This is a genomic window from Bradyrhizobium sp. USDA 4369 (genome assembly GCF_054056435.1).
Genome location: NZ_JBSRYH010000001.1, coordinates 343,329 through 355,462, shown reverse-complemented (window position 1 = coordinate 355,462; position 12,134 = coordinate 343,329). Strand labels below are relative to the sequence as shown.

The following is a 12,134-nucleotide window of genomic DNA, read 5'->3' as shown; positions in this document are numbered from 1 at the left end:
TGATCCCGTAATTGTACGGTGGATGCCGTAGTCTTACGGGGCGCTGCAGACGCCGGCGGACCAGCCTCATTTCAGAGTTAAATAAGATGTTCCATGGGACTCTCTCCTGGTCCGGAGAGTCCCGCGGAATGGACGTTGTTGCGACCAGAGTTGATCCCAGCCGCTTGCCGATGTGGGCTGCTGGCATCCTTGCGTTTGTGTGCGGGGCGATCCTCGCATTCAGCGGCTGGAGCGAATGGGAGTCGCGCAACAACGAACTGCGTAATGCGGAAGTCGAGCTCGGCAATTTGACCCGGTCGCTGACGCAGCATGTGGAAGACACGTTCGAGCTGGCGGATTCGCTGATCAGGGGCGTGATCACCGCTCTGGAGAGAGACGATGGCAAGCCCGGCGGTATCGAACGGCTTCAGGCGTTCCTGACCGCGAGAAAAGCCAATCTCGGACGGGTCAGAGGAATCTTCGCCTACGACCAGAGCGGAGCGTGGCTTGCGACGACCGAGGACGTCAATCTGTCCAATTACAACAACGCCGATCGCGACTACTTCGCCCGTCACAGGATCTCGGCTGACCGCTCGCTTCTGATCGGCCGTCCGGTGCGGAGCAAGTCCGGAGGGCAATGGGTCATCACATTGTCGCGGCGCTGGAATCATGCTGACGGTCACTTCGGCGGCGTCGTGGCCGCGACGATCGAGGTCGCTTACTTCGCTCAGTTCTATCGTCAGTTCGATGTCGGACACCGCGGCACCATCAGTCTGATGGGGCGCGACGGTGCCCTTCTCGCTGACAACTCGATCCCCAATCCGCAGGAGCTTGGACGTCCCATCCTGGAAACCATTCCCTATCACCCGTCTTCGGGCGTCTTGCGCTTTCGCCTGGCGGACGACGATCTCGATCGCATCGGGACCTATCAGCATGCCCAGCGCTACCCGTTCCTGGTGCTTGCAACAAGGACGCAGGCCGACGTACTTGCGGTGTGGAGACACGATGCGCTGATCCGGGTCGGGGTGCTGGTCTGCCTTGTTGCCCTTGTCGTCGCGATCGGCGCCTTCCTCGTCAAGCAGTTGCTGCAGCGGCAGCGCCTGGCCGCCGCCTTGGCCGCCAAGGAGGAGAACTTCCGGCTGCTGGCCGAAGGCTCCAGCGACATCGTGACTCGGATCGAGTTGGACGAATGCATCGGCTATGTTTCGCCCTCCACGATGCGCGTTCTTGGCTGGCATCCCTCGCAACTGCTCGGTAAGCGCGCGATCTCCGGCGTGAATCCGCTGGATCGTCCACAGCTGCAGGAAATGCTGGATCAGATCAAGAAGGGCATCGTCGACGAGGCGCGCGCGACCTATCGCATGCGGCGCCGGGACAAGTCCGAGATCTGGGTCGAAGCCACGATCCGCGCCACCCGCCGGCCGGACGGTACGCTCGACGGCTTCGTCGCGGTTACCCGCGACGTGACGCAGCAGAAGGCCTTGCAGGGCCGGCTCGAGACGCTTGCGATCGAGGATGGCCTGACCGGCCTGGCCAATCGCCGGCGCTTCGACGAGCGGCTGCTGGAGGAGTGGGGCAGGGCGTATCGCGACAAGACCTCGCTCGCATTGCTGATGATCGACATCGACCATTTCAAGGCCTTCAACGACAATTACGGCCATCCGGCGGGTGACGAGTGCCTGCACACCGTTGCCGGAATCCTTGCCGACGAGGCGCAGCGCAGCTCGGATCTCGCGGCCCGCTATGGCGGTGAGGAGTTCGCGATTCTGCTGCCGAACACCGATGCTGCGGGATGTGCCCGGCTCGGCGAGCGCATCAGGCGGGCCCTGCACGAGGCCCGCATCGCGCACGACCACAATGCGCCGGGCATCGTGACGGCGAGTATCGGCGGCGCGGTGTGCCGTCCCGGCTTCGAACGCTCGGCCGGTCCAGCGTCGCTGATCGAGGCGGCGGACCGCGCTCTCTACGCCGCCAAGGATGGTGGCCGCGACCGCGTGGTCATGGCCGGCGAGGTCATCGAGCTGCCGTCCGGCAAGACGCCGGCGACAGTTCCGGCGTGATGGCGCTTCGCCGTCAGTAATGCGGCGGCCGCTCGTTGCGCGGCCCGTCGGCGGTGTTTTGCGCATCTTCGAGCCGCTCGACGAGCAGGGCGATCTGCCGCTTCAGCGCATCGATCTCGCGCCACTGCGCCGTGATGGTCTGGTTGAGCGTCTCGATCGTGTCGTCCTGGAACGTCAGCCGCATCTCCAGCCGGTCGATCCGCTCGCCGAACTCCTGGTCCGGCTGCTCAGAGCTGCTCATCGCGGGGCCTCCGGGACGTTGGGCTGCGTCGCATGGCCCTGCTCGCGCAGGCCGTGACCGAGCGTGCCCCGATCGTCGAAGACGAAGCAGCCGCCACGCCAGCGGCTCTCGGCTTCCGGGATCTCCTCAAGATAGCTGAGGATACCGCCCTTCAGGTGGTAGACCTCGGAGAAGCCCCGCGCGAGCAGCAATGCACTGGCCTTTTCGCAGCGGATGCCGCCGGTGCAGAACATCGCGATCCGTTTGTGCCTCGCCGGATCGAGCGCGCGCGCCACGAAATCCTTGAACTGGCCGAAGCTCTTCAGCCCGGGATCGATCGCCCCGTCGAAAGTACCGAGCGCGACCTCGAATGCATTCCTGGTGTCGAGGACGACGGTATCCGGCGCCGTGATCAGCGCGTTCCAATCGGCGGGACTGACATAGGTCCCGACCTGCCGGGTCGGATCAGCGGCCGGATCGCCCAGCGTGACGATCTCGCGCTTCAATCTCACTTTCAGGCGCTGAAAGGGCATCGCCGTAGCCGAAGAGAATTTCAGCTCCAGATTGTGCAGCCGGCCGGCAAACAGCGGCCCGTGGCGGAATTCGTCCACCAGCGCGGCGATCGCCTGGTCGGTCCCGGCCACCGTGCCGTTGATGCCCTCCGCGGCAAGCAGGATGCTGCCCTTGATGGCGCGTTCGGCGCAGAAGGCATGAAGCGGCGCGCGCAAGTCACGGAAATCCGGCAGCGCGACGAATTGATAGAAGGCAGCGACGCTCAAGGGCATGCGGCCGTTTAGCAGCAGACCTGATCATAGAAAAGCTGGTATCCCCGGCCATTGCCGAGGCCGGAAGGAATATGCCATGTAGCCGACCAGCCCCTGGCATTCCAGCCACCACCCGATCATGCAGCGAGCCACGATGAGAAGCTTCCATTTCCCTGGCAGGTCCACGGTTCACGCCCAGAACGGCATGATCGCAACCTCGCATCCACAGGCTGCGCTGGCCGGCATCGAGGTGCTGCGGGCCGGCGGAACGGCGGCGGACGCGGCGGTCGCGGCCTGCGCCCTGCTCGGGGTGATCGAACCGCAGTCGACCGGAATCGGCGGCGACTGTTTCGCTTTGGTACAGCCCAAGGGTGAGGGCCGGATCACGGCCTACAACGGTTCCGGCCGTGCACCGATGGCCGCAACGGTGGACTGGTACCTGGAGCGCAAGATCCATTCGGTGCCGCTGACCTCGGCCCATGCCGTGTCCGTTCCCGGCGCGATCGATGCCTGGGACCGAATCCTGCGCGACCACGGCCGGCTCGGGCTCGACCGTCTGCTGCAGCCTGCGATCCGCGCCGCGGAGGACGGCTATGTGGTGGCGCCGCGCGTCGCCTTCGACTGGAACAATCAGTTCGAGAAGCTCAGGAACGGCACCAACACCGCCCGCTATTTTCTGCCGCATGGCAAGGTCGCCGCGGTCGGCGATGTCATCCGCCAGCCGGAACTGGCGCAGACGCTACGCATCATCGCCAAGGAGGGGCCAAAGGGCTTCTACACCGGCGCGGTGGCCGAGGACATCGTGCAGACCTTGCGCGGCATCGGAGGCCTGCACACGCTGGAGGACTTCGCCAGCCACCAGACCGAGGTGACCGCGCCGATCGGCACCACCTACAAGGATTACGACGTCTGGCAGTGCCCGCCCAACGGCCCGGGCATCACCATGCTGGTGATGCTCAACATCCTGTCGCGTTTCGACCTGACACGGATCGCGCCGCTCAGCGTCGAGCGCTTCCACCTCGAAGCCGAGGCCGCGCGCATCGCCTACATGATGCGCGAGCAGCACATCGGCGACCCCGCGCATATGACGACCGAGGTCGCGAGCATCCTCGCCAAGGAGTTCGCGGACGAGTACATTTCGCAGATCAGCCTCGACAAGCTGCTCGACCTGCCGAACGTCGCGCCGCCGATGAATCCGGAGACGGTCTATATCACCGTCGTCGACCGCGACCGCAATGTCTGCTCGTTCATCAATTCGATCGCGCATTCGTTCGGCTCGGCGATCGTCTCCAACGAGACCGGCGTTCTGCTGCAGAACCGCGCCGGCGGCTTCCGCATCCAGCCGGACCATCCGAACTGCATCGGGCCGGGCAAGCGTCCGCTGCACACGATCATCCCGGCGCTCGCCACCAAGGCCGGCCGCGCCCAGATGTCGTTCGGCGTCATGGGCGGCCAGTATCAGCCGGTCGGCCAGACCCATGTGCTGACCAACATCCTGGACTATGGTTGCGACGTGCAGGAAGCGATCGATATGGCCAGGGGTCTGCACTACGAGGGCGTCTATCAGCTCGAGGACGGCGTGCCGGCCGACGTGGTCGAAGGGCTGCAGAAGATCGGCCACAAGACCACCAAAGTGGTCTCGCCGCTCGGTGGCGGCCAGGCGATCTGGATCGACTGGACCAAGGGTACGCTCACCGGCGGCTCCGACCCACGCAAGGATGGTTGCGCGCTGGGGTATTGAGGCGGGCGCGCCATCGCTGTTAGCTCCATCGCCGCGCGCCGGCCCGTAGGGTGGGCAAAGGCGCGCGCGCCGTGACTGTGCTGGCGCGCGGCACGGCTTGTCCGGGACGACAGCGCCTTGCGAGGTGAATGCACGGCTCAAACAGCGCAAGCGTGGCCATCCGGGCACGAGATCATGTTCCCGCGGCACAAGGCGCCCGAGGTCATGATCCGCTTGTCCCTCTTGAAAATGCAGAGGGCGCAGGGAATGCCGGGTGAAGACCTCACCCATGGCCCGCCTGCGAACAAGAATGCAGGCGGCAGGTACCACAGGCAAAGCCGATCATCCGGCATTCCCTGCGCGGCGGTCTTCACGCTTATACGCAGTCTCCCTGGTGCGCCGGGCTTGTTGGCCACCATAGCGGCAATGCGCTTCAAGCGCACTGCGCGTGATACCAGCATCGGGGTATCAGGACGCTGCGACTTCACGTCCGCAAGCAATCGTTCGTCCGCGCATCGGAAGACACGCTGCGATCGCTCGCGGCCGCCGCTCCCCGCCTCGCGTGTCGTGACGATCGCGATGCGCCCCTCCGCAGTGAGGCGGGATGCAGGTAGACAAACATGATTTCTGAAAAAACGCAATAAAATTATTTAATTCAGAAATCGATCGCGGAGGTCCGCATCCTGCATCGGGAGATGCGGAGGCGCTGGGCAGGCTGGTCACCGGCCTCGCCATGCGCTAAACCGCGGCTCCCCGTGAACGAGCAGAGGCAGTCTGAAGCATGCGGCGTCCGATCGATCGAAGAGTAGCGCTGATGGCAGCGGCCGGCCTGGTGCTGGGCTCGCATGCAGCTTCGGCACAGACCCGTCCCGCAACACCGACAGGAAAGACCATGACGACTCCCTCCGGACTGCAGATCATCGACACCAAGGAAGGCAGCGGCGCAACGCCGACCCGCGGTCAGACCTGCGTGATGCACTATACGGGCTGGCTGTATGAGAACGGCCAGAAGGGCAAGAAATTCGACTCGTCGGTGGACCGCAACGAGCCGTTCGAGTTTCCGATCGGCATGAAGCGCGTGATCGCGGGGTGGGACGAGGGCGTCGCCACGATGAAGGTTGGCGGCAAGCGCACGCTGATCATTCCGCCCGAGCTTGGCTATGGCGCCCGCGGCGCCGGCGGCGTGATCCCGCCGAATGCGACGTTGCTGTTCGATGTCGAGCTGCTGGGTGTGAAGTAAGTCCGCGCTCGCCGCGGCTCGGAGCGCCCATTGCGAGGAGCAGCGGCCACAACGACGTGATCCAGAGCCGCATCGCTCTGGATTGTGTGGCCTTAGATCCGGTCGTTTTGGATGTCGTGGCCCTGGATCGCGTCGCTTCGCACGCGATGACGGTACTCATGGATGCGCCTTTTTCCACGAGGTGGGAGGGCGCCCTATGATACACCCCAGTCTCTGCCACTTCGGCAGATCAACTGACAGCAATGCAAAAACCCGGCCCCGCAAGGGGCCGGTTCTGTGATCATCATCGACCATCATCGGCGTGCCGCGCCGATCCCGTTCAGAGATTCTTGTTGGCCGCGCCGGCGGCACTGTTCACGGCGTCTTTGGTGGCCTGCTTGGCATCGCCCATCGCCTGCTGGCCCTTGCCCTTCACTTCCTGAATGACGCCTTCGCCCTGCAGACGCTCCGAGCCGATGGCTTCGCCGATGCCCTGCTTGGCCTTGCCGATCGCCTCGTTGGTCGCGCCTTTGATCTTGTCCGTCGTCGAACCCATGATCCGTCTCCATTGTCTGTTTGAACAGCACCTGACCAACGCAGGCGATACGAAAAGGTTCGGCCCGGAACCGGAATGGCGCCGGCGCGGGAGTTGGATTAGGATGGCCGGGTTCCACAGCACACGAGCAAACACGAGAAGACGAGAAGAAGAGAGACATGTCAGGTTCTCACGATCACGCCCACGGCCATTCCCATCACAGCGACGAGCGCTGGAAGCACGACGGCGTGCGCGTCATTCCCGGCAATCAGCTCGATTCCAACGTACCGTCGACGCCGGGAATGGACCGCAAGGCCGCGATCAATTTCGCGCGTGTCGGGGCGCAGAAGCTGTGGGCCGGCACCGTCACGATCAGGCCGGATGCCAAGACCGGTGCGCACCATCACGGCCATCTTGAAAGCGTGATCTATGTGGTGAAGGGCAAAGCGCGGATGCGCTGGGGTGAGCAGCTGCAGTTCACCGCGGAAGCCGGTCCTGGCGATTTCATCTTCGTGCCGCCCTACGTGCCGCACCAGGAGATCAACGCCAGCCCCGACGAGGTGCTGGAATGCGTGCTGGTGCGCAGCGACGGTGAGGCCGTGGCGATCAATATCGACATCGAGCCTGTCGAAAAGCCGGAGACAGTGCTTTGGATCGACCCGGTACATCGTGATCCGGCCGAGTCGCAGAAGCCTTGATCGCAAGGGCAAGTGGCGGAGCCATCTTGCGATGGCTCCGCCGGCCGGGAAGCGGCTGCACCGCTTCCTTCACACGCGGAGCAGGGGCGACTGCACGCGTGTCTCTGGATCTTTGCAGGTGAATTTGCGGGTGAGCTGAACCGTTCGACCTCCGCCGTGATCAGGCTGCCTCATTGGCCCGCCGCCAGACGGGAAACGGATCGGACAATCTGGCCCAGGCGGCGACATCCATCGCCGGCTTGCCGGCCAGCAGGCAGGCGTCCAGGCGCGCACGCAGCCCAGCCTCGTCCATGTTGCTGCCGATGAAGACAATCTCCTGACGGCGGTCGCCGTAGATGTCGTCCCAGCGCTCGAGCATGCGTGCGCGCCAAGCGGGGTCCTCCGGCCATAATTTCTGCGGCACCGCAGCCCACCAGAAGCCGAGCGCGCTGGTGCGCACGATGGCACCGGCCTGGCTGATCTCGCCGAGCCATTGCGGCCGCGTGGCCAGCCAGAAGTGCCCCTTCGCGCGGATGACCCCAGGCCATTGCTCGCGCAGGAACTGATCGAACCGAACCGGGACGAACGGACGCCGGGCGCGATAGACGAAGCTGGTCACGCCATAGGTCTCCGTCTCCGGCGTGTGCTCGGCAAAGCCGTAGAGCTCATTGTACCAGAGCGGATGCTGCTGAGCGCGCGCGAAGTCGAAACGGCCGGTGGCGAGCACGCGCTCCAGCGGCACGCAGCTATGGCTTGCTTCGATCAAATCGGCATCGGGATTGAGCGAGCGGATGATCTTGCGCGCCGCCTCGCGCTGATCCTCGCTGGCGTCGTCGACCTTGTTCAGCACGACCACGTCGGCGAACTCGATCTGCTCGACCAGGAGATCGACCAGCGCACGCTGGTCGCCGTCCAGTGCCTCGCCGCGCTGCGCGAGGAAATCCGACGAGGAATAATCCTTCAGCAGATTCACCGCGTCCACGAGCGTCACCATCGTGTCGAGGCGTGCGACGTCCGACAGGCTCGCGCCGTGCTCGTCGCGGAAGTCGAACGTCGCGGCGACCGGGAGCGGCTCGGAGATTCCGGTCGACTCGATCACGAGGTAATCGAAGCGGCCGCTTTCGGCGAGCGCGCGAACCTCCTTCAGGAGATCGTCGCGCAGGGTGCAGCAGATGCAGCCATTGGTCATTTCGACCAGCTGCTCATCCGTCCGCGAAAGATTGGCACCGCCATCGCGAACGAGGTCCGCATCGATGTTCACTTCGCTCATGTCGTTGACGATCACCGCCACCTTCAGACCCTGGCGGTTGTTCAGGATGTGGTTGAGCAAAGTAGTCTTCCCAGCCCCAAGGAAGCCGGACAAGACTGTGACGGGGAGTTTGGGCATCGAGATCGAACAGCCTCTTCAACGGGAGGGGGCGGTGCCGGCGAGCGGGCATGCAGCCTCATGTGTTATGTTATAACATAACATCATCTGAAAAGACTGTGCGTGTCAAGGGAGGAGCGGTGACGAAGGCGTGAGCCGCACGCCCGGATTGCCGAAACGGGCCTACAATTAAGATGAAGGCGAGCGCTCTCCGCACCTTTTGTCGATGCTCCATTGCGGGCGCAGATGCGCAAGCCGGTTATGGTGGCTTTGCAAGCCGGAGGACTGCTCGCGTCGGGCGGCAGTCGCCGAGGTACAATTCCCGTGATGGGCCCAGCAGTGCTGGTGGCGGCGGCTCAGATGCATGATGCAGGAGCGCAATTACCTCGACAGATACGCCGTGCCGGCGGGACCGCTGGCCACCGACATCGATAGCGCGCCCGGCGCGATGCTCCAATTGGTCTGGTTGAGGATCAGTGTGTTGAACACCATGGTCACGCTGTTGCTGCTCATGGTCGACACCGAATTGATGGTGACGTTGCGGCTCGGCAGGTAGATCAGGCCGGTGTAGGACGAACTGCTGGTCCCGTTGATCGGAAGCTGCGAGGTCGAGAGACCGTTGGGCTCGAACATCAGGATGTTGGCATAGGTGCCCGTGGACGGCGCGGCGAGCGTGGCGTTCACATTGCCGTTGAAGGTGAGGGTTGCGTTCTGATCCACGAGGTAGAAGGTGACGCCGCTGCCGGTCACCGTCCAGCCCGAGTTGAAGGTCATGGCGCCGCCTTTGATGATGTAGAGGCCGGGATTGAGCGTCAGCGTGCCGGAGCCGTTGAAGTTGGTCGCGCCGCAATAGACGCCGGGATTGAGGGTGACCGCGCCCGGATCGAAGACCTTGTTGTTAGTGGTGCATGATCCGACCGTGACCGCGGGCAGCTTGCCGACAAAAGGATCCGATATCGCTGCGCAGCCGGTCTCGACCGGCGGATTGACACCGCCATTCTTGGTGATGTTGCTGCCCTTGATGCAGATGCGCTTGGCATTGAGCGTGGCGTTGAACATCGCGGCCGGGCTCTGTGTCGAGAGAACGTGGATCTCGCAAGACGGCGCATTGAGTTGGGCCCCGGAGTTCACCAGCAGCGATTGCGCATTGACGGTGCTGACCAGCAGGATGCAGACCGGCGACTGGACCTGGGCTCCGGCCTTGGCGGTGGCGGACGCGGTCACGCCGAGTGCCGAGGTGCCCATCACGTTGAGGAACGACGTCTTCACCGACGTCGTCGCCGTCCCGGTCAGCGAGCCGTCAGTGTTGGACGCGAAGCTGGCGGTCGCGGCGGTGTCGAACCGGCCTCGATAGGCGCCCGAGAACACGGCGGCCGCGGTCGAGATCTGCTGGTCGTTCGGCCGGACGACGCCGGCCAGGACGGCAGCATCGATCGACTTCTGCAACTGCGCCTTCACATCGCTCGACTTCGCGAAATCCACGGCGGCGCCGACCGACACCAGGATCGGAATGCTGGCGATGGCGAAGATCATGCTGATCTGACCGTCGCTGGCCCACCCGAACCGGCGACAGAGATTGCGAAAAGTTGCGAGCGAGATCATTGCAGCCATTGCGACGCTCCTGCTGATGGCTCTGGCTCAGTGCCAGCGCGTTCTCGCAGAAAGGAGCGCAAGATGTTACCGCACGCTGAATCGGGTTCCGTAAAGGGAACTCCATTCAAGCGGGGGCTGGCCGAAGGTTATCAGTCTGTTTTTTGATTCGATGAGAGCTGGGTGTTGGCACATCTCGCGAGTAGTGCTTGCGCCGATTTCTTGTATTTGGTGGTGCTCAGCTCTGCCGCTTATTAGTTGTAAAGCGGCAGGCTTCGCCAATCGATGCGAGCTATCGGGCCGCACGCCAGATCCGGTCGGCCCACAATATGGCACTGCAGATCAGCGCATAGGCGAGGAGCGACAGCGTCACCATCGCGGCGAGCGAGGCCATGCTGCCGCCCATCATGGTGGTGGCGACATAGCCGCCGCCGGCGGCGATCAGGATGCGCAGCACGGACGCCACGAACGGCCATAGCACATGGCCGGCGCCCTGGCCGGCAAAGGACAGCACGAAGCCGAAGCCGAGCGCGGCGTAAGCGGGCGCGACGATGCGCAGATAGATCGCGCCCTCGCGCAGCACGTCGGGATCATGGCTGAATAGCCCGAGCCATAGCGGCGGATGCACCGCCGCGATCGCCCCGATCGTTCCGACCAGAATTGCCCCGGTCAGGGCGCTGAGTCCGGCAATGCGGCGGGCGCGGGCGCTCTGGCCGGCGCCGACATTGATGCCGACCATGGTCAGGGTCGCCGTACATAGGCCGAACAAGATCGGGATCATGATGTAGTCGAGCCGTGAGGCGCTGCCGTAGGCGGCGAGCTCCGACGTGCCGAAGCGGCCGGCCAGCGCGGTCACCAGGATTACGGTGAGATTGACTAGCACGGCGTTGAGCGCCGTTGGCAACCCGACCTTGAGAATATCGGCGAACAGACGCCACTGCAGCGGTGCGAGACGGACATGCAGGCTGGAGCGGCCGGAGGCCATGTAGCGCAACAGGATCAGCATGGCGCCGCAATAATACAGCCCGAAGGCGATGCCGGCGCCGGCGATGCCGAGACCCGGCAGCGGCCCGAGACCGAAGATCAGCAGCGGGGACGCCGGAATCATCACCAGGGCGCCGACCAGGGTGACGAGCGCTGGCACCCGCACATTGCCCGCGCCGCGCAGCGCCGCCGCCTGCAGATTGACGATCCACACCGGGATGGCGCCGGCGAACAGATAGTTGGAGTAGCGCAGCGCTGCCTCCAGCGCGTCGGCGTGGCCGCCGAGGGCGCGATACAGCGCCGGGCCGAGCAGGGCGGTGGCGAGCGTGAACATGCCGCCGGCGACCACCGCCACCACGATGGCATGGAAGGCAATCGCCTCCGCATCACCATCCCGCCCGGCCCCGATGGCGCGGGCCACCGCCGAGGAGACGCCGCTGCCGATGCCGCCATTGGACATCATCGTCATCAGCATGAAGATCGGAAAGACGAGCGCCGCGCCGGCCAGCGCGTCGGTGCCGAGGAAGCCGACATAATAGGCTTCGGCGATATTGACTGCGGTCTGGGCGACCAGCACCGACATCGTCGGCAGCGCCAGCCTGAAGAGCGCTGGAAGGATCGGGCCGGAGAGCAGCGCCGCGCGCGCGGCCGCGGTCCTGCGGCGCGTGGGGGCCGGACGCGGCGGGGAAGAAGGCAGAGCCGCCGGAGCAGGGCGTGGCGCCAAGCGGGTTGCCCGCGTCGAGACGTTCATCCTGCCTCCGGGCGACGGACGATATCATCGCGTTTTAATGATGAGCGTCATTCAATATGACCGTCGATGCACGGGGGTCAAGGAGACCCGGGCGCAGGTCGATCATGAATAATTGAGGGAGCACGGCGCCCAGGCTGGCCGGGCCGTGTCCCGGGCTCACGGCTGGCGCAGCCAGGAATGTGACCCTCGACCGGCTGTCGTGACGTCGGAGGACGGACTTCTGGCAGTCCGGAGAGATGCGGGGGGCTCCGATGGGTCTTCATCACGAG

The 12,134-nt window shown here is 64.5% G+C and carries 10 protein-coding genes; 4 read left to right on the top strand and 6 right to left on the bottom strand.

Annotated elements, in window-relative coordinates; genetic code table 11:
* Window positions 1-128: 128 nt before the first annotated feature.
* Window positions 129-2,039: a diguanylate cyclase gene (locus tag ACVIJ6_RS01640; RefSeq protein ID WP_456771195.1), complete on the top strand. Its 1,911-nt coding sequence runs from the start codon at window positions 129-131 to the stop codon at window positions 2,037-2,039.
* Between the two features lie 13 nt (window positions 2,040-2,052).
* Here the strand turns inward: ACVIJ6_RS01640 and ACVIJ6_RS01635 are convergent, their stop codons facing one another.
* Complete coding sequence (locus ACVIJ6_RS01635; RefSeq protein WP_456771194.1) at window positions 2,053-2,280, bottom strand: SlyX family protein; 228 nt, start codon at window positions 2,278-2,280, stop codon at window positions 2,053-2,055.
* Window positions 2,277-3,044 (bottom strand): oxygen-dependent tRNA uridine(34) hydroxylase TrhO, encoded by a 768-nt coding sequence (gene trhO, locus ACVIJ6_RS01630; protein ID WP_456771193.1) that lies wholly within the window; start codon window positions 3,042-3,044, stop codon window positions 2,277-2,279. Before trhO ends, ACVIJ6_RS01635 begins: the two co-directional genes overlap by 4 nt.
* Before the next feature lie 133 nt (window positions 3,045-3,177).
* Between trhO and ggt the strand changes: the two genes are divergently transcribed.
* Both ggt and ACVIJ6_RS01620 read left to right on the top strand, forming a co-directional pair.
* Entirely contained in the window at window positions 3,178-4,764 is a 1,587-nt protein-coding gene (gene ggt / locus ACVIJ6_RS01625) for a gamma-glutamyltransferase (RefSeq protein WP_456771192.1), read from the top strand.
* A 760-nt stretch (window positions 4,765-5,524) separates the two neighbouring features.
* Window positions 5,525-5,983: an FKBP-type peptidyl-prolyl cis-trans isomerase gene (locus ACVIJ6_RS01620; protein ID WP_456771191.1), complete on the top strand. Its 459-nt coding sequence runs from the start codon at window positions 5,525-5,527 to the stop codon at window positions 5,981-5,983.
* Between the two features lie 319 nt (window positions 5,984-6,302).
* On the opposite strand, the gene ACVIJ6_RS01615 is transcribed toward ACVIJ6_RS01620, so the two are convergent.
* Window positions 6,303-6,518: a CsbD family protein gene (locus ACVIJ6_RS01615; protein ID WP_456771190.1), complete on the bottom strand. Its 216-nt coding sequence runs from the start codon at window positions 6,516-6,518 to the stop codon at window positions 6,303-6,305.
* 158 nt (window positions 6,519-6,676) lie between these two features.
* Here ACVIJ6_RS01615 and ACVIJ6_RS01610 point away from each other — a divergent pair, with 158 nt between their 5' ends.
* Window positions 6,677-7,195, top strand: a complete 519-nt coding sequence (locus tag ACVIJ6_RS01610) for a cupin domain-containing protein (RefSeq protein ID WP_012042411.1) — start codon at window positions 6,677-6,679, stop codon at window positions 7,193-7,195.
* Window positions 7,196-7,355: 160 nt separating this feature from the next.
* On the opposite strand, the gene zigA is transcribed toward ACVIJ6_RS01610, so the two are convergent.
* The 3 genes from zigA to ACVIJ6_RS01595 form a co-directional block, all read right to left on the bottom strand.
* Window positions 7,356-8,561, bottom strand: coding sequence for a zinc metallochaperone GTPase ZigA (zigA, locus tag ACVIJ6_RS01605; protein ID WP_456771189.1), 1,206 nt, complete (start codon window positions 8,559-8,561; stop codon window positions 7,356-7,358).
* 360 nt (window positions 8,562-8,921) lie between these two features.
* Entirely contained in the window at window positions 8,922-10,151 is a 1,230-nt protein-coding gene (locus ACVIJ6_RS01600) for a TadE/TadG family type IV pilus assembly protein (protein ID WP_456771188.1), read from the bottom strand.
* 271 nt (window positions 10,152-10,422) lie between these two features.
* Complete coding sequence (locus tag ACVIJ6_RS01595; RefSeq protein WP_456771187.1) at window positions 10,423-11,865, bottom strand: MATE family efflux transporter; 1,443 nt, start codon at window positions 11,863-11,865, stop codon at window positions 10,423-10,425.
* Window positions 11,866-12,134 lie beyond the last annotated feature (269 nt).